Here is a 17497-nt window from a genome sequence, read left to right on the forward strand (position 1 = left end):
ATGAGCCCGGAACGGTCCGACACGCTGGTGCTCTTCGGAGCAACCGGCGACCTTGCCCACAAGAAGATATTTCCGGCCCTCTACCAGATGGTAGCCAAGGGGACGCTGACCGAGCCGGTGATCGGCGTCGCCTTCGATGCCTGGGACATCAACCAATTGCAGGCGCGGGCCCGCGACGGCATCGTCAACGCTCTCGGCAAGATCGACGAAAAGATCTTCGCCAAATTCGCCAGTCTGCTGCGCTATGTCAGCGGCGACTACCGCGACGGCGCGACCTTCGAGAAGCTGAAGACGGCGCTCGGCTCGGCGCAGCGGCCTCTGCACTATATGGCGGTGCCGCCGACCATGTTCGAGACCGTCGTCCAGGGGCTGGAGCAATCCGGTACCGCGCATGGCGCGCGGCTGATGGTGGAAAAGCCGTTCGGCCACGATCTCCAATCGGCGCGCTGGCTGAATCGCGTGCTGCATCTGGTGTTCGAAGAGCAGTCGATCTTCCGCATCGACCACTATCTCGGCAAGGAGGCGATCCAGAACCTGCTCTATTTCCGCTTTGCCAATTCCTTTCTCGAGCCGATCTGGAACCGCAACTTCGTCGAAAGCGTACAGATCACCATGGCCGAGGACTTCGGCGTTGAAGGCCGTGGCAAATTCTATGACGATGTCGGCGCTATCCGCGACGTGATCGAGAACCATCTGCTCAACATCCTTTTGCTGCTCGCCATGGAACCGCCGGTCGGCCGCTCGGCCGACGATCTGATCGACGAGAAGGTGCAGGTGCTGCGCGCCATCCGCACGCTGACCAAGGACGACGTCGTGCGCGGCCAGTTCACCGGCTACCTCGCTGAACCCGGCGTGAAGCCGAACTCGCCGGTCGAAACCTTTGCCGCGGTGCGCTTCATGGTCGACACCTGGCGCTGGCAGGACGTGCCCTTCTTCATCCGCACCGGCAAGAACATGCCGGTGCATGTGACCGAAGTGATCGTGCGGCTGAAGCGGCCGCCGCTCGACGTCTTCGATCCGATCAAGCCCAGCGACGCCAATTACGTGCGCTTCCGCATCGACCCGCAGGTGGCGATCTCGATCGGCGCGCAGCGCAAGGCGCCCGGCGACGACATGGTCGGCGAGCAGGTCGAGCTCACCGCGCTGGACGATTCGAAGGGCGACATGCCGCCCTATGAGCGGCTGATCGGCGATGCCATGAACGGCAATGGCCAATTGTTCACCCGCCAGGATGCCAGCGAGCTTGCCTGGCGCATCGTCGGCCCGGTGCTGGGCGACACCACGCCGCCGCATATGTATGAGCCGAAGACCTGGGGGCCTGCCGACGCCATGGCCAGCTTCGGGCCGCCCAACGGCTGGATCAATCCGAGTTGAGCAATTCCAGGAAAAGTGCGAGCGGTCTTTCCGTCCGAAATTGGGTAAAAACAAAGAGTTGGAGCATTCCCCCGTTTCCCTGAAACGCGGGAATGCGCCAAGTGAGCGGAGGAAACGACATGGCCAAGGCAGCCAGGCCCGCGAAGGCCAAGGCCGAACCGATCGTGCTGACGATCGATGTCGGCGGCTCGCATGTGAAAATCCTCACCAGCGCAGGCGGCGAGATGCGCCGCGCCGATTCCGGACCGGACCTGACGCCGCAGCAGATGGTCGCCACGGTGAAGACGCTGGCCGAAGGGCTGGCCTATGACCTGATCTCGATGGGCTATCCCGGCCCGGTCAGGCACAACAGGCCTTCGCTCGATCCCGCCAATCTCGGCAAGGGCTGGGACGGCTACGATTTTGCTGCCGCCTTCGGCAAGCCGGTCAAGGTCGTCAACGACGCGCTGCTGCAGGCGATCGGCAGCTACGATGGCGGGCGCATGCTGTTCCTCGGCCTCGGCACCGGCCTGGGCGCGGCGATGATCCTCAACAATGTCGGCCAGCCGATGGAACTGGCGCATCTGCCGTACCGCAAGGGCGGCAGTTTCGAAGATTATGTCGGCGAGCGCGGCCTGGAGAAATACGGCAAGAAAAAATGGCGCAAATACGTTTTCGACGTCGTGGGGCGGCTGCGTGCGGCGCTGCAGCCGGATTATGTCGTCATCGGCGGCGGCAATGTCGACAGACTGGATGAATTGCCCGCCACATCCAGGCGCGGCGACAATACGCGCGCTTTCGAGGGCGGTTTTCGACTATGGCGCGACAAGGCGCTGATCGTCTGATAGTATTAAAATTCAGTATAGTTGTTCAAAATGACGTGTGGCGCGATACGAAGTCATTGCGTTACGCAGATTTGGCGATTAGATCGGTGGCACCGGATGGAATCATCTGGCGCAACCGCACATATGCGGCAAGACAAATGACTAGAGCGGATTTCCGGCTCCGCTGGGACCACTCTGGGAGTTTCCGCCACCCCCCTAGCGACGGAGAGATAAATTGGCCGACGACAGCAACGACTCTGACAAGGACATCGACCTGCTCGAGCTTACCGCCCATATCGTGTCCGCTTACGTCGAGAAGAACCGCTTGCCCGTTGCCGGCCTGAGCGATCTCATCGCCAGCGTTGCGGCGTCGATCGGCGGGCTCAGCCAGCCGCCGGCCCCAGTGGCGGCGCCGCAGATCCCGGCCGTCAATCCCAAGCGGTCGGTGACGCCGGATTACATCATCTGCCTCGAGGACGGCAAAAAATTCAAATCGCTGAAGCGCCATCTCGGCGTCCATTTCAACCTGACGCCGGAAGCCTATCGTACCAAATGGGCCCTGCCGGCCGACTATCCGATGGTTGCCCCCAACTACGCGGCGTCGCGCTCCGAGCTGGCCAAGTCGATCGGCCTCGGCCGCAAGGCCGCAGTTGCCGCGCCGGCGAAAGCCAAGGGCCGGAAGGCCAAAGTTCCGGCCTGAGTGGGATCAGCGCCTCGGCCCTGAGCCAATCGTTTGGACGACTGGAACAGAAGCCTGCCGGCGAATGAGCCTTGGCAGGCTTCGTGCTTTTATGGCTTGTACCTCTGAGTGTCAGGACTTTGGGGGAGCAGCCATGAACTACGCCAGAATGGTGATCGAGAAAGAGGCGCCGGAGGAATACGGCTACGATCGCATTCGGTTCAATCTCTCCGAAAGCTCGATCGCCGATCAGAAACTCTCCGACGTCGGCCTGTCGCTGCCGGATCTCACGCTGTTCTACGGCGAGCATCGCGGCGACAAGGAGTTGCGGGCGCTGATCGCGGCGCAGGATTCCGGCATTTCGCCTGACGATGTTCTTGTGACCGCCGGTGCGGCGGGCGCGCTCTTCATCATTTCGACCTCGCTTCTGTCGGAGCGCGACCACCTTGTCGTCGTCCGGCCGAACTACGCCACCAACATCGAGACCCCCAAGGCGATCGGCTGCGCCATCTCCTATGTCGATCTCGATTTCGACGCAGGCTTTGCCATCGATTTCGGCCGCGTCGCCGCCAGCATGCAACCGAACACCAAGCTGATCAGCGTCACCTGCCCGCACAACCCGACCGGCACGATGATGGGCCGGGCCGATCTCGACGCGCTGATTGCGCTGGCCGAAGCGAGCGGCTGCCATCTGCTGGTCGACGAGACCTATCGCGACCTCTCCTATGGACAGCGCCTGCCGGCGGCGGCTTCTCTCAGCCCCAAAGCGATCAGCGTCTCGTCGCTGTCGAAAGCCTTCGGCATTCCCGGCATCCGCATTGGCTGGCTGATCACCAGCGATGCCGAACTGCAGGAGCGCTTCCTCGCCGCCAAGGAGCAGATCGGCATTTGCGGCAGCGTCATCGACGAAGGCATTGCGCGCGGCATGCTGGGGCGCCGCGACGCTTTCTTGGGCGCGCTGCTGCCCGAGATGGCGAAACGCCGCGACATCGTGCAAGCCTGGATCGACCGCGAGCCGCTGGTCGACTGGGTGCGGCCACAAGGCGGCGTCGTCGGATTTCCAAGGCTCGTTGTCAGTCCAGACTTCGACCTCGACCGTTTCTACGTCAATCTCTTGGAAAACCACGGCACCTATGTCGGTCCCGGCCACTGGTTTGATATGCCCAAGCGCTTCTTCCGCGTCGGTTTCGGCTGGCCGAAAGAGGCGGAATTACAGGGCGGCCTCGACGCCATTTCCGCCGCGCTGAGGCAGTAACGTCCGCGTGCAATCGGGCGAGCGGCTTGAAAACCGCTTGATCCGGGCCCGATTTTCACGCATACGCGCCCCGAACTTTGATAAGTTTCATTGGCCGGAACAGCGCCCATTTCCGGGAAGTGCCCCGCCGGCCAATGCAAGCAACGGGGCCTGTATCCATGACATCCCATTCCCATACACCGCCTGACCGGCGTTACGCCGCCTTCCGCCATCGCTCCTTCCTGAGCTATTGGGCGGCGCGTTTCCTGACCACCTTCGCCACCATGATCGTGTCCGTCGCCGTCGGCTGGCAGATCTATGATCTGACGCGCGATCCCTTCGATCTCGGCATTGTCGGCATCGTCCAGTTCCTGCCGTCGCTGCTGCTGGTGCTGGTCACCGGCGTTGTCGCCGACCGTTTCGGCCGCCGCCTGATCATGGCGCTGGCGACGGTAGTCGAGGCAGGTTGTGCGCTTGTCCTGTTGTACTTCACGCTGCGCGGTCTCGTCAGCCCGCTGCCGATCTTCATCGTGCTGGCTATGTTCGGCCTGGCGCGCGCTTTTTATGGGCCGGCCTCGTCGTCGCTGTTCGCCAACCTTGTTCCGCCGGAAGATTTCGGCAATGCGATCGCCTGGAACTCGTCCGCCTGGCAAACGGCGACCATTGTCGGCCCGGTCGCCGGCGGCCTGCTCTATGGCGTCTCGGCCGAAGCCGCTTACGCCGTTGCCTCCGTGCTGATGCTGGTGGCCGGTCTGCTGATCTTCACCATTCCGAAACCGGCCCAGCAGAGCGCCACCGACAAGCCGACGATGGAGACGCTGTTTGCCGGCTTCCGATACATCTGGAGCGAGAAGATCGTCCTGGGCGCCATCTCGCTCGACCTCTTCGCCGTGCTTCTGTCCGGTGCCTCGGCGCTGCTGCCGGTCTATGCCCGCGATATTCTGGAACTCGGCCCGTGGGGCCTCGGCCTGCTGCGCTCGGCGCCCGGCATCGGCGCCATCTGTGTCGCGGTCTGGCTTGCCGGGCACCCGCTGCGCGACAGTGCCGGCAAGATCATGCTCGGCTTCGTCGCCGGGTTCGGCGCCTTCACCGTGCTGTTCGGCGTCTCGACCATCACCTGGCTGTCGATCCTGGCCCTTGCCGGCCTCGGCGCCACCGACATGTTCAGCGTCTATATCAGGGAGACGCTGATCCAGCTGTGGACACCCGACGAGGTGCGCGGCCGCGTCAACGCCGTCAACCAGGTCTTCGTCGGCGCCTCCAACGAAGTCGGCGAGTTCCGCGCCGGCACCATGGCGGCGCTGATCGGCACCGTGCCGGCGGTGGTGATCGGCGGCGTCGGTGCGATTGCCGTCGCCGGACTGTGGGCGGTGCTGTTTCCGCAACTGCGAAGGGTGCGGCATCTCAACAGCCGCAACTGATCGAGTAAGCCGCAGGATCCGGCGCTCGGTCCAAATCAGCTTGCGCCGATGACGGCTGAGATGGGCCGGAAGCGGATGGGCCGGTTCTGGGCGAACTAGCCAGAAGGCGGGGCAGCCACAGGGTGGACATTTCAGTCCATATGGAAAATGATTATGTTGCCATGCACAATACTGCAGTGCTCTGGTCTCGACGAGAAACCTTAAATATAGAAGAGAACCACCCGACCTCCGGGTCCAGCTAGCGGGGACGCAAATGGACACTTCAGGGAATCGGCAATCGCATCGCGACGCAAGCGGGCGACCCAGCCGATCGGTCGGCTGGCTGGCCCGCTCCGCCGTCCCAGTGGCATTCCTGCTCGGCATGGCTTTCAGCAGCAACGCGTTTGCGCAGGACCAGCAACTGCCGGTGGTGACGGCGGCCAAGCCGGTGGTGCGTGAAATCGTCGAAGACGACGAGTTCGTCGGGCGCTTCGAAGCCGTCGACGAGGTCGCCATCCGTTCGCGCGTCAGCGGCTATCTGGACAAGATCAGCTTCCAGGACGGCGCACTGGTCAACAAGGGCGACCTGCTCTTCACCATCGACCAGCGTCCGTACCAGGCGGCCTACGATGCCGCCAAGTCGCAAGTAGACGTCGCCAAGTCCCTGCTCGAATTCTCCAAGATGCAGCTGGATCGCGCCGATGAACTCGCCAAGACCGGCAATATCTCGGCCGCGACGGTCGACGACCGTCGGCGGGAATACCTTTCGGCGCAGGCGCAGATGCAAGGCGCGACGGCTGCGCTGACGACGGCCAACCTGAACCTGGAGTTCACCGAGATCAAGGCGCCCTTGTCCGGCCGCATCGACCGCCGGCTGGTGTCGGTCGGCAACCTCGTGCAGCCGGATTCCACCTTGCTGACGACTATCGTCACACGCGATCCGATCGACTTCTATTTCGACGTCGATGAGCGCCTGTATTTCAGCTACGCCCGCGACGCGAAGGAGCGCGGCGGCAGCATGCAGGAAGGCGCCGGCGGGCTCGAGGTGGTGGTTCGCGTCGCCGACCGCGCGGAGGCGGTATTCAAGGGCAAGCTCGATTTTGCCGAGAACCGGATCGACAACGCGACCGGCACCATGCGGGTGCGTGCAAGGTTTGCCAACGCCGACGGCGTTCTCCAGCCAGGCATGTTCGGGCGCATCAACGTGCCGGGGTCGCTGCCGCATAGCGGCGTCCTGGTGCCCGACGAGGCGGTCGGCGCCGATCAGGATCGCCGCATCGTGTACCTGGTGGATGAGGCCGGGATGGTGTCGGCGAAGCCCGTGCGCACCGGCCCGCTTCTCGACGGCTACCGGGTGATCCGCGCGGGCCTGACCGGCGACGAGACGATCATCGTCAACGGGCTGATGCACGCCAGGCCCGGCACCAAGGTGAAAGTCGAGATGGTGACGTTGCCGCCCAAGGTCGAGACCGCCGGGTTGCAGCAATGAGGTTCGCCCATTTCTTCGTCGACCGTCCGATCTTCGCATCGGTGGTTTCGATCGTCCTCCTGATCCTCGGCGGGATTGCTTATACCCAGCTGCCGATCGCGCAATATCCCGAGATCGCGCCGCCGACCATCGTCGTTCGCGCCCAGTACCCGGGCGCCGACGCCGAGACGGTCGCAGCGACGGTGGCAACGCCGATCGAGCAGGAGATCAACGGCGTCGAGGGCATGCTTTACATGTCGTCCTATTCGTCCGGCGACGGGGCGATGGCGCTGACCATCACCTTCAAGCTAGGCACCGATCTCGACCAGGCGCAGGTGCTGGTACAGAACCGCGTGTCGGTCGCCGAGCCGCGCCTGCCCGAAGAAGTCCGCCGCCTCGGCATCACCACCATCAAGAGCTCGCCCGACCTGATGATGGTCGTGCACATGCTGTCGCCCGACAATACCTACGACCAGCTCTACGTCTCGAACTACGCCCGCTCGCGGGTGCGCGACATACTGCTCAGGTTGGACGGCGTCGGCGACCTCATCATCTTTGGCGAACGCGAATATTCGCTGCGCATCTGGCTCGATCCGGAAAAACTGTCCGCCCTGGGGATGACCTCGGGCGATGTGGTGCAGGCGCTGCGCGACCAGAACGTCCAGGTGTCGGGCGGCTCCATCGGCGCGCCGCCGACCAATACCGGCACGGCGTTCCAGTACACGGTCACCACGCAAGGCCGCTTCAACGACGCACGCGACTTCCGATACGTGATCGTCAAATCGGCCGAAGACGGCCGCCTGATCCAGCTGCAGGACGTGGCGCGCATCGAGCTCGGCGCCAAGGATTACGTCACCAACTCCTATCTCAACGGCAAACCGGCGGTGGCGCTCGCCATCTTCCAGCGGCCAGGCACCAATGCGCTCGCCGCAGCCGCGGAGATCCAGGACAAGATGAAGGAGCTTTCCCAGGACTTCCCGAAGGGGTTGAGCTACGACATCGTCTACAATCCGACCGAGTTCGTCGCCGAGTCGATCCAGGAGGTCTACAAGACGATCCTCGAGGCGATGGTGCTGGTCATCATCGTCATCATCGTCTTCCTGCAATCGTGGCGGATGGCGATCGTGCCGATCGTGGCGATCCCCGTGTCGCTGATCGGCACGCTGGCGGTGCTTTACGCCGCCGGCTTCTCCCTCAACATGCTGACGCTGTTCGGCCTCGTGCTGGCCATCGGCATCGTCGTCGACGATGCGATCGTCGTGGTCGAGAACGTCGAGCGCAATATCGCCAGCGGGCTGGCGCCCAATCCGGCGTCGCATCTGACCATGGACGAAGTCGGAACGGCGGTCATCGCGATCTCGCTGGTGCTGATAGCGGTGTTCGTGCCGACAGCCTTCATTCCCGGCATTTCCGGGCAGTTCTACCTGCAGTTTGCGATCACCATCGCGGTGTCGACGGCGATCTCGGCATTCAATTCGCTGACGCTCTCGCCGGCCTTGGCCGCGCTGCTGTTCAAGCCGCACCACACTGCTGCGGCGCCGCCGCGCTTTTTCCTGGCGCGGTTCGGACGGGCGCTCGCCGACGGCTTCAATCGGGGCTTCGACAAGGTCGCCCATTGGTATTCGAGCATCGTGCGCGTGCTGGTCGGCTCGCGAATAGCGATCGCCGCCACGCTGGCCGTTTTCGCGGCCCTCATCTACGCCACGGTCTATATGGTTCAGACGGTGCCGCGCGGTTTCATTCCGTCGCTCGACCAGGGCTATGCGATCGTCGTCGTCCAGTTGCCGGACGGCGCCTCGCTATCGCGGACCGATGCCGTCATCCAGCAGGCGTCGCAGATCATCCAGAAAACACCGGGCGTCGACTACGCGGTCGCCTTCGCCGGCTTCTCCGGCGCGACCTTCACCAACGCCAGCAACGCGGGCGTGATCTTCGCCAGGTTCAAGCCGTTTGACGAGCGACTGGAAGCCGGCCAGTCGGCGACCCAGGTCATCGGCAATCTGTTCGGCAGCCTGCAAAGCATCAAGGAAGCCTTCATAATCGCACTGCCGCCGCCGCCGATCCGCGGCGTCGGCAATGCCGGCGGCTTCAAGCTGCAGATCCAGGAGCGCAACAGCGCCGACATGCGGCAGATATTGGCGCTTGCCTATGAAATTGCCGGCAAGGCCAACAAGACGGCGGGGCTGACCGGCGTGTTCACCACTTTCTCCGCGTCCAGCCCGCAATTCTTCCTGGCGATCGATCGCGACAAGGCGCGCATCCTGAACGTGCCGATCCCCAACATCTTCGAGACGCTGTCGATCAATCTGGGCACCGCCTACGTCAACGACTTCAACGCTTTCGGGCGCGTCTACCAGGTGCGCGCGCAGGCCGACCAGGCGTTCCGCCTCGATCGCGCCGACATCTTGAAACTGAAGGTGCGCTCGGCGACCGGCGCGCTGGTTCCGCTGGGCACGTTGATCGAGATCCGCGACGTCACCGGCCCGGCGCTGGTCCAGCGCTACAACATGTACGTCTCGGTGCCGCTGCAGGGCAACGCCGCGCCCGGCGTTTCCACCGGCGATGCGCTTGCCAAGATGGAAGCGATCACGGCACAGACGTTGCCGGCCGGTACCTCCTACGAATGGACCGAACTCGCCTATCAGGAGCGTAACACCGGCAATGCCGCTGTCTATATCTTCGGACTGTCGGTGCTGTTCGTGTTCCTGGCGCTGGCGGCGCAATATGAAAGCTGGGTGCTGCCGTTCGCCATCGTGCTGGTGGTGCCGCTCGGCGTGCTCGCGGCGTTGCTCGGCGTGTCGTTCCGAGGGCTGGACAACAACATCCTCGTGCAGATCGGCCTCATCGTGCTGATCGGGCTTGCCGCCAAGAACGCGATCCTGATCGTCGAGTTCGCGCGGCAGGCCCAGGAACGCGGCCTGTCGGCCGCCGAGGCTGCCGTCGAAGCCTGCCGGCTCAGGCTGCGGCCGATCCTGATGACCGCCTTCTCGTTCATCCTCGGCGTCGTGCCGCTGATGATCGCGACGGGCCCGGGCGCGGAAATGCGCCAGTCGCTCGGCACCGCGGTGTTCTCCGGCATGCTGGGCGTCACTTTCGTCGGCCTGTTCCTGACGCCGGTGTTCTACGTCACGCTCAGGTCGCTGTTCTCACGGCGCAAGCCGCATGCCGAGGCCGAGTCTTCGGCACCGGCAGAGGTGCCGTCCGAGACGGCCGCCGAGTAGTGTTACACGGGCAGTTCGTGGCGCTGCCGACTATTTCGTTTTGGTGTTGAATTCACGGTTTGCAGCATAGTCGATAGTGAAGGTGCCCGCAGGAGCGCGAACGCCCTGCTTCACGTTGGATATGGTGACTGTCGAGGTAAGGCCCCTCTCGTCAGTCAGGGTCCATCTGCGTAGATCGAGCGATTCCCTGTCAAACACCATAGTGATATTCGAATTGCCGAAGGCCGACTTGTCGGCCAGCCTGATGATCACCTGGGCGCCATCGTCCCTGATACTTTTGAGGCGATTGCCGGAAAAGTCGACCTGATTGTCGAGGAGCAGCTTGAGCGGCGTCTTCGAGAGAGCATAAAGCCGCGATGTCTTGAGCTTCTTGTTATAGACCACCAAGGATTTTCCATCTGCAATTACGCTGACCCCTGATTGGCCTGCATAGTTGAACCGGATCTTGCCCGGCCGCTGGAGGAAAAATTTCCCTTTGGTCCTTTCCGCTCTTGGGCCCGACTGGACAAAGTCCCCGGACATGGACTTTACCGATGAGAAGTGATCGGCAATCGTCTTCGCTTCTACAGGTGCGGCCAAGGCCGCGGTCGAAAGTTCGGCGTTTATCGCGACAGCGCTGACAACGGCTAACCAGAAAGCCAGCAGTCTTTTGCTGTTATATGCCATTCAGTTATCCTACCCCGAGCAGGCGCGTGATCGAAAGAGATCACGCGCCTTTGAGATCAGTAGCCGTCCGGGCACTGAGCAACGTAAACTCGACCGTTCCGACCGCGATATCTGCACTGGCCGGCTTCGCTGGCGTGCCCGATGACCGCCCCGGCCAGCGCTCCGACCGCCCCGCCAACAACCGCCCCTTTTACCGGGTCGCCGGCCACTGCTGCGCCTACAGCTGCGCCACCCAAACCACCGACGGCAGCGCCTTGTTCGGTGCGGGAGCATGCCGCGAGCGGAATGAGTAGGCTCAAAATGAGCAGCGTCTTCTTCATTGGTTCTCTCCTGGGGCCGTTATTAGCCGAAGCTTAAATGCGCCACGGAGTTTTTCGATCCATCGGAGTGTTTGGGGCGCAATCCAAATCTGCGGGAACGGGCTAAGGTCCCGGATCCATCGTACACGCCTCCCAGAGGTAAGTCGTCTTTGGCAAGCTCGGCCGTTCAGAGTAGTTGGATTTTGCTCTATCCCTCAGTAGGCTTGCCGAAGATCAGGCTCAAAAATTCGCTCAGCCAGCGCTTGAGGTGCATATCCCAGATCAGCCGGCCGCCGAGATGGTCGCGGCCGGGCTGCGCGCCGGGCAATTCGAAACGGTGCGCGCCGCGCACCACCCAGCGCTGCATCATCAACCGGGTCAGTTCGCCATGGAACTGGATGCCCCAGGCATTGTCGCCATAGCGAAAAGCCTGGTTGGGGTAGGTTTCCGCCGTCGCCAGCAGCGTCGCATCCCTGGGCAGCGAAAAGCCTTCGCGGTGAAACTGGTAGACCATGTCGGGCCAAGGCAGCAGTTTCTTGCCGGCCTCGGTCGGCTTCAGCGGATACCAGCCGATCTCGACCAGCCCCTCGCCATGCCCCTCGACCTTGCCGCCGAGATGATTGGCCAGCATCTGCGCGCCAAGGCAGATGCCGAGGAAGGGCCGGTTCTCCTTTAGCGGAACATTGAGCCAGTTGGTCTCGCGGCGGACGAACTCATCTTCGTCATTGGCGCTCATCGGCCCGCCGAACACCACGGCGCCGGCGTGTCCCTCCAGCGTCTCCGGCAGGCTGTCGCCGAGAGGCGGCCGGCGGATGTCGAGGTCGAAACCTTCCTCGAGCAGCATGTGGCCAACCCGGCCGGGGCTCGAAGTCTCCTGATGCAGCACGATCAGGATTTTTGGTTTCGAGCTCGGTCTGGGCGGCATGGAAAGGCGGAATCCTATTCGTCGCTCGACGTTCCGCTGGCGCCGGGCGCGGCGGCCGCCGCCTTGCGGCGCGCCTCGACGCGGTCGTGGCGCTCGACGCCGATCAGTTCGGCGACGCGCCAGACGGTGTTGTCCTCCAACTCGTGCAGTTCGCCATCGGCATAGACGATTTCCCACATCAGGCCGATGAAAGCCTTGCGCGCCTCGGCGTCGAGATGGCGCTTCAAGACGCTGGTGAAGGCATAGAGGTCGATCGCCTCATTGTCGGCGCGCTCGCCGGCGGCAGCCAGTGCATCGAGTTCGTCGCCGCTGATCGAATAGCTCTGCGCCAGCACCTGCTTGAACCGCTCCCACTCGACATCCTGGCGCACGCCGTCGGCATTCATCACATGATAGAGCAAAGCCGACGCCGCAACGCGCGGATCGTCCGCATTGGCGCGAGCCCCAGCCCCGGAGGGCAGGTCTTTCAGAAAGGCCAGGACGCGTTCGAACATGGTGCTCACTTCACATTATTGGAGCATGATCTTTTCCAAAAACCGGTATCCACTTTTTGGGATCATGCTTCAGGGATCAAAACAGGCGGAAGCGGCGCGGTGACTTCTCCGCTTCGTCATCGGGGTCGACGCCGGGGTCGTCGGGCAGCCGCGCCAGTTCCTCGGCAGGTTCGACGGGTTCGGCGTCGTTTGGTATTGCGGCGAAAGCGGCGGCGGTGACCGGCGTGACCTGGTCATCGCCCACAGCGGGCTTCGGCTCGGTCGGCGCCTCGCTGATCGTCTTGGCAACGGCGGGATGATCGATCACTTCGGCTTCCTTTGCCGGCTTGGCGGGTGCCGCAAGCACCGGCACATCGGCTTCGTCTTCATGGCTGTCGATGAGCTGACCCAGCCGCTCCATCGGTGCGCGCCAGGCGAAAGCGTCGAGCTTGCCGCTGACCGGCGATACCGGCGCCCAGCGTTCGGAGACGACGCCGTCGGCGACCCAGGCCGGATCGCGCGGCGCCCTGACCGCCTTGGACAGCAATTGCCTGATCTTGCCCTGGTCGCCGGTCTCTGCCTCCTCGATATCGGCCAGCAGCAGGTAAGCGCCTTCCCGGCGATCCATGCGGATCGCCGCTTCCGCCTCCCGGCGGGCGGTGGAAAAATCCTGCGCATCGAGCGCGGCGCGCGCCACCGTCATCGACGATTCGGCATTGTTGCGCTTCAGCTCCTGCAGCTTCTTCGCCCGGTTGAGACGATCGACCACGGCATCTCCCGGCCTTGCATGGGTGTAGAGCTCGGCGATCTCGGGATGCGGCTCCGCCTTCCAGGCTGCCTCAAGGATCTTCGAGCCTTTGCGCACATCGTTCTGTTTGAACAGAAGATTGGCGGCTGCAACCGCGGCCGGTGCGAAATCGGGCGCGAGCTTGTTGGCCTCGAGTGCCGCTGTCTTGGCTGCATTGGGGTCGCTGTCGGTCAGCGCCTGCGCCTTGGCGGTCAACAGCACGGCGCGGCGGCGATTGGCGGCGTCGCGTTCGATCTGCCTGGTCGACTTCTGCGCCTCCACCAGCTTCAGCGCGCCGTCCCAGTCGCCGCGCCCGGTCAGATCCTCCAGCGTCGATTCGGCGGCCCAAGCCAGTTGCGGCGCGACGGAAGCGGCGCGCCCGGCATAGTGACGCGCCGCGTTGCGGTCGCCGAGCCGCTCGGCTTCGAGATAGAGCCCGCGCAGGCCAAGCAGCCGCATTTCGGGATCGTCGAGCATCGCCTCGAATTTTTCGCGCGCGCCCTCATGGTCGCCTTCGAGCAGCGAGGCTTGCGCTTCGAGCAGCTGGATCAGCGGCTCCTGGTCGGAGCGGATCAGTTTGGCGGCTTCCTTGGACTTCTTGCGGGCCAGCGCGCCATCGCCGGCGCCGGCTGCGATCATGCCGGTCGACAGCGCCTGATAGCCACGGTCGCGGCGGCGGACGCGGAAATAGCGCGAGATCGTGTATGGGCTGTTCCACAGCGACTTGATCAGCCACCAGACGATCATCACCGCTGCGACGACGGCAACGATCGCCACCGCAGCCACCATCAGGCTGACCTGGTATTGGTAACCGTTGAAGGTGACGACCATCTCGCCGGGACGATCGGCCAGCCAGGCAAAGCCAAGACCGAGCGCGAAGACGGCGCCGAGAAAGATGAGAATGCGGATCATCGTGTCGTCCTCATGCCTTCATCGCACCTGCAATCAGCGCGTCGACCTGCGTCTCGACGTCGATGCGCGCCTTCAGTTTGCCGGCAAAGTCGGCGCCGGCGGCCTTGACCGCATCCGGCAGCGTTGCGTATTCGCTGAGCGCCTTGGCGTAGTCGCCCTGATTGACCGCCACTTCGATGCGCGCCACGGTTTCCGGCGCGCCGGCGCCTTCGACGGCGCCGATCGGCCGAACCTTGACCAGCGATTCGGCGCTCGACAAAAGGTTCTGGAAGAAGCCGGCATTTTCATCGACCGGCGTCGCCGCCGCGACCATCGCATTGGCCGCGGCGTCGGCCTCGCCGGCGATCTCGGTGCGGGTTGGGACGCCCTTTTCAGCGTAGGGGCGCAGCGCCGCAATCTGCGGTGCATCGGGCGAGATCGCTGCGAAGGTCTCCAACTCGGCGGCGAACGGCGCGCCGCGGTCAAGCGCCGCCTTCAAGGCCGAAGCGGCGATGGCCATCGCGATCTTTGGCTGCGAGGCCTGCGCATCGACCTTGCCGGCGAGTTGCGTCACCGACTGCTCCAGCGCGGCGATCTTGCCTTCCTGCGCCTTGGCTGCCTCGCCGGCCGATTTCACCAGCGCGTCGAGGCCCGCCAGTCTTTCATTGAGCGGCGCGAGATCGACGGGCGCTGCACCACCGGCCTGGCCAAGGGCGGCGACCGCGGTCTCGATCTGCTTGACCTTGTCGCCAAGCGAGGCAAGCCCGGCATTGTCGCCGGCGCCGCCCCTTTCGACCGCCGATTTCAGCGATGCGACATCGGCCTTGACCTGATCCAGCGCCGAAGACAGCCCGTCGACCTTGGCCGTTGCGGCGCCATTGCCGCTGGCTTCCCTGAGGTCGGCGATTTCGCGCTTCAGCGAAGCGATCTCGCCATTGACGCCGTCGAGCGAGACCGTGCCCGCCCCTGAGCCCGGAGCGCCAAGCACGCCGGCAAACTGCAGCCCGCCGGCGGCAGCCAGCGCGATGACACCGCCGATGATGCCGGCGGCAATGCCGCTCGTGCGCTTCGGTTGCGCGGCCATGGGCTGGTTCCCGGCTGTCCTTGGGGTTTCCTTGGGTGCACCCGGCTTGGGCGAGGCATCCTCGAAACTGTAGTCGGAGGTTCTGGCGCGCGGTGGCGCATCCGAAGCGGTGGGGTAAGGCTGCTCCGCCTGGGTGGACGCCTTGGCATCGGCGCTTTCGGGAGCGGCCTGCGCCGCGGCGTCGGAGTGCTCCCACGGCTCGAGATCGGCTTGATCGGCATGAACGGGCTCGTCAGGCGTCTCCGGCTGCGCATTGGCCATGGCAGCCGCATCCTCGGCCGCAACCGATTCTGCCGGGGCCCCAACGTCGTCCGAGTTGGCGACATCCGTCTTGGCGGCATCCGCATCGGCAATGCGCGAGACAGCGCCGGGTTCGAGTTCGATGGTCACCGGCTCGCGGCGGCTTTTCGAATGTCGCATCTTCGGCGTCTTGACCATGCCTGGGCTCCGCAATCCTGCTTCGTCTGGGCGCCCGACGGCGCGTGATGGTTTGAAAAATGGTCTAGCACATCATCATCAGGTGAAAAGGGGCGGCGTGATGACACGGCGCTCAGTCGCCGCGGTGCAACAGCTCAAGCAGCGCCTCCTCCTGCGGTTCCCGCGCAATGCGTATTTTTTTGCCGGCGGCATTGTCAAACGCCGCTGCCACGCGCTCGGAGAGCGCAAAAGCCTGCATGTTTTCAAAGAGATCGCGCAGTTCCGCCCGGCGGGCCAAGGCCTGCAACGCTGCCGCCGCCTTGGCTGAATAGAGCAGCACCGCGTCGACCGCCTGATCGGACAGGCGTGTACGGATTTCAGCATCGGAATAATCGAGCGAAATCGTGTCGTAGGTTTCGACGGTGCGGACCTCGACGCCGGCCTTTCGCAGCCGCGCCTCGAATGCCGGAAACCGCACGCGCCCTGTGAGATAGACGACCGCCTTGCCGGAAAGGCCGGCAGCAATCGCCTCGGCCAGCCGCTCGGCGTCGCCCGCCCCTTCGCTGACCGACAAGAACCCTGTCGAACGTGCCGCTTCAGCCGTCCTGCGTCCGACGGCATGGCAAGGCAAGGCGGCGAGCGCACGAATGAGTTCTTTCGGCGCATGCCGCACCGCATTTGCGCTGGTCACAGCGACGGCCACGGCATTGTCGCTCGCAGCATCGGCGCCAACCCGCAGTGTCACCGTTTCGGTCAGCGGCAGAAGGAGCGGCTCAAATCCCAATTCCTGCAGCCGCCGCATGGTTCGCGACGCCCCAGGTTGCGGCCGCGTCACCAGGACACGCATATCAGACCCAGCCGTCGAAGAAGGTTTCGCCCGCTTTGACCCGCACCATCCTGGCCGCGTCCGTGCCGATGTCAGCGGCATCCAGCGCCAAGCCTTCGGCTTTGACCTCATGCGATTGCGTGCCATCGGGCGAAATGATCAGCCCGGCGAAAACCAGCCTGCCGCCCGAGATCGTCGCATAGCCGGCGATCGGCGTGCGGCAGGAGCCGTCGAGCGCCGCCAGGAAGGCGCGCTCACAGGCCAGCGCCTGGCCTGTCGGCACATCATGGATGGCCACCAGCATCTTTTCGACCTCGCTGTCGCCGATGCGGGTTTCGATGCCGATTGCGCCTTGTCCCGGCGCCGGCGGAAAGGCATCGAGCGGCATCAGATCGGTGACGACGTGGCCGAGCCCGAGCCGCTTCAGCCCGGCATAGGCGAGGATCGTGCCTTCGGCGACGCCTTCCTCCAGCTTGCGCAGCCTGGTCTGCACATTGCCGCGGAACATGACCACGTCTAGGTCCGGCCGCATGCGCCGGATCAGCGCCTGGCGCCTGAGCGAAGACGACCCGACCTTGGCGCCTTGCGGCAAATCAACAATGCGCTTCACCGCCTTTCCGATGAAGGCGTCCCGCGCATCCTCGCGCGGCAGGAAGGCGGACAGCTCCAGCCCGTCCGGCAGCACTGTCGGCATATCCTTGGAGGAATGCACGGCGATATCGATCGTGCCGGCCAGCAGCGCCTCTTCGATTTCCTTGGTGAACAGGCCCTTGCCGCCGGCTTCCGACAGCGGCCGGTCCTGGATGCGGTCGCCGCTGGTCGAAATGACGACGACCTCGAAGGCTTCCGCCGGCATGCCGTGCGCTTCCATCAGCCGCGCCTGCGTTTCATGCGCCTGGGCGAGCGCCAGCGGGCTGCCGCGTGTTCCGATTTTCAAAGTTTGCATGGCG

15 protein-coding genes are annotated in these 17497 nt (G+C 64.1%); 7 read left to right on the plus strand and 8 right to left on the minus strand.

All coding sequences use genetic code 11. From position 1 onward, the window contains the following. From zwf to NKK50_RS22625, 7 genes are all read left to right on the plus strand, one after another. Positions 1-1374 carry a glucose-6-phosphate dehydrogenase gene (gene zwf / locus NKK50_RS22595; RefSeq protein ID WP_023687745.1) on the plus strand — a complete coding sequence of 458 codons (1374 nt, stop codon included), beginning with the start codon at positions 1-3 and terminating at the stop codon, positions 1372-1374. A gap of 119 nt (positions 1375-1493) precedes the next feature. Beyond that, complete coding sequence (locus NKK50_RS22600; protein ID WP_023670469.1) at positions 1494-2198, plus strand: ROK family protein; 705 nt, start codon at positions 1494-1496, stop codon at positions 2196-2198. A gap of 214 nt (positions 2199-2412) precedes the next feature. Continuing rightward, positions 2413-2877, plus strand: coding sequence for a Ros/MucR family transcriptional regulator (locus NKK50_RS22605; protein WP_023670470.1), 465 nt, complete (start codon positions 2413-2415; stop codon positions 2875-2877). Positions 2878-3010: 133 nt separating this feature from the next. Then, positions 3011-4111, plus strand: coding sequence for an aminotransferase class I/II-fold pyridoxal phosphate-dependent enzyme (locus NKK50_RS22610; RefSeq protein WP_023670471.1), 1101 nt, complete (start codon positions 3011-3013; stop codon positions 4109-4111). Between the two features lie 158 nt (positions 4112-4269). After that, positions 4270-5511 carry an MFS transporter gene (locus NKK50_RS22615; RefSeq protein WP_023670472.1) on the plus strand — a complete coding sequence of 414 codons (1242 nt, stop codon included), beginning with the start codon at positions 4270-4272 and terminating at the stop codon, positions 5509-5511. 361 nt (positions 5512-5872) lie between these two features. After that, positions 5873-6979, plus strand: coding sequence for an efflux RND transporter periplasmic adaptor subunit (locus NKK50_RS22620; RefSeq protein WP_023687741.1), 1107 nt, complete (start codon positions 5873-5875; stop codon positions 6977-6979). After that, complete coding sequence (locus NKK50_RS22625; protein WP_023745388.1) at positions 6976-10179, plus strand: efflux RND transporter permease subunit; 3204 nt, start codon at positions 6976-6978, stop codon at positions 10177-10179. The genes NKK50_RS22620 and NKK50_RS22625 overlap by 4 nt, the downstream gene beginning before the upstream one ends. A 30-nt stretch (positions 10180-10209) precedes the next feature. Here the strand turns inward: NKK50_RS22625 and NKK50_RS22630 are convergent, their stop codons facing one another. The 8 genes from NKK50_RS22630 to hemC form a co-directional block, all read right to left on the minus strand. Beyond that, a complete protein-coding gene (locus NKK50_RS22630) occupies positions 10210-10845 on the minus strand; it encodes a LolA family protein (protein ID WP_023745389.1) in 636 nt (211 codons plus the stop codon). A 56-nt stretch (positions 10846-10901) separates the two neighbouring features. Beyond that, entirely contained in the window at positions 10902-11165 is a 264-nt protein-coding gene (locus NKK50_RS22635; RefSeq protein ID WP_023670477.1) for a YMGG-like glycine zipper-containing protein, read from the minus strand. A gap of 187 nt (positions 11166-11352) precedes the next feature. After that, positions 11353-12069, minus strand: a complete 717-nt coding sequence (locus NKK50_RS22640; RefSeq protein ID WP_023834670.1) for a glutamine amidotransferase — start codon at positions 12067-12069, stop codon at positions 11353-11355. Positions 12070-12083: 14 nt separating this feature from the next. Next, the gene (locus tag NKK50_RS22645) at positions 12084-12563 is read right to left on the minus strand and encodes a tellurite resistance TerB family protein (RefSeq protein ID WP_023698391.1); all 480 of its coding nucleotides are present in this window, start codon (positions 12561-12563) and stop codon (positions 12084-12086) included. 76 nt (positions 12564-12639) lie between these two features. Further along, entirely contained in the window at positions 12640-14241 is a 1602-nt protein-coding gene (locus NKK50_RS22650; protein ID WP_352500530.1) for a heme biosynthesis protein HemY, read from the minus strand. Between the two features lie 10 nt (positions 14242-14251). Continuing rightward, positions 14252-15742: a COG4223 family protein gene (locus tag NKK50_RS22655; protein ID WP_023745390.1), complete on the minus strand. Its 1491-nt coding sequence runs from the start codon at positions 15740-15742 to the stop codon at positions 14252-14254. Between the two features lie 112 nt (positions 15743-15854). Continuing rightward, a complete protein-coding gene (locus NKK50_RS22660; protein WP_023745391.1) occupies positions 15855-16568 on the minus strand; it encodes a uroporphyrinogen-III synthase in 714 nt (237 codons plus the stop codon). Position 16569: 1 nt separating this feature from the next. Beyond that, positions 16570-17493, minus strand: a complete 924-nt coding sequence (gene hemC / locus NKK50_RS22665) for a hydroxymethylbilane synthase (protein WP_023736796.1) — start codon at positions 17491-17493, stop codon at positions 16570-16572. Between the last annotated feature and the right edge of the window lie 4 nt (positions 17494-17497).

It is taken from the genome of Mesorhizobium sp. M0001 (assembly GCF_040324255.1).
Classification (GTDB): Bacteria; Pseudomonadota; Alphaproteobacteria; order Rhizobiales; family Rhizobiaceae; genus Mesorhizobium.

Coding starts and splice junctions, on each gene's coding strand:
- NKK50_RS22625 (WP_023745388.1), top strand. CDS start 6,976: ATGAGGTTCGCCCATTTCTTCGTCGACCGTCCGATCTTCGCATCGGTG.
- NKK50_RS22630 (WP_023745389.1), bottom strand. CDS start 10,845: ATGGCATATAACAGCAAAAGACTGCTGGCTTTCTGGTTAGCCGTTGTC.
- NKK50_RS22615 (WP_023670472.1), top strand. CDS start 4,270: ATGACATCCCATTCCCATACACCGCCTGACCGGCGTTACGCCGCCTTC.
- NKK50_RS22655 (WP_023745390.1), bottom strand. CDS start 15,742: ATGGTCAAGACGCCGAAGATGCGACATTCGAAAAGCCGCCGCGAGCCG.
- NKK50_RS22650 (WP_352500530.1), bottom strand. CDS start 14,241: ATGATCCGCATTCTCATCTTTCTCGGCGCCGTCTTCGCGCTCGGTCTT.
- NKK50_RS22600 (WP_023670469.1), top strand. CDS start 1,494: ATGGCCAAGGCAGCCAGGCCCGCGAAGGCCAAGGCCGAACCGATCGTG.
- zwf (WP_023687745.1), top strand. CDS start 1: ATGAGCCCGGAACGGTCCGACACGCTGGTGCTCTTCGGAGCAACCGGC.
- NKK50_RS22645 (WP_023698391.1), bottom strand. CDS start 12,563: ATGTTCGAACGCGTCCTGGCCTTTCTGAAAGACCTGCCCTCCGGGGCT.
- NKK50_RS22640 (WP_023834670.1), bottom strand. CDS start 12,069: ATGCCGCCCAGACCGAGCTCGAAACCAAAAATCCTGATCGTGCTGCAT.
- NKK50_RS22635 (WP_023670477.1), bottom strand. CDS start 11,165: ATGAAGAAGACGCTGCTCATTTTGAGCCTACTCATTCCGCTCGCGGCA.
- hemC (WP_023736796.1), bottom strand. CDS start 17,493: ATGCAAACTTTGAAAATCGGAACACGCGGCAGCCCGCTGGCGCTCGCC.
- NKK50_RS22660 (WP_023745391.1), bottom strand. CDS start 16,568: ATGCGTGTCCTGGTGACGCGGCCGCAACCTGGGGCGTCGCGAACCATG.
- NKK50_RS22610 (WP_023670471.1), top strand. CDS start 3,011: ATGAACTACGCCAGAATGGTGATCGAGAAAGAGGCGCCGGAGGAATAC.
- NKK50_RS22620 (WP_023687741.1), top strand. CDS start 5,873: ATGGCTTTCAGCAGCAACGCGTTTGCGCAGGACCAGCAACTGCCGGTG.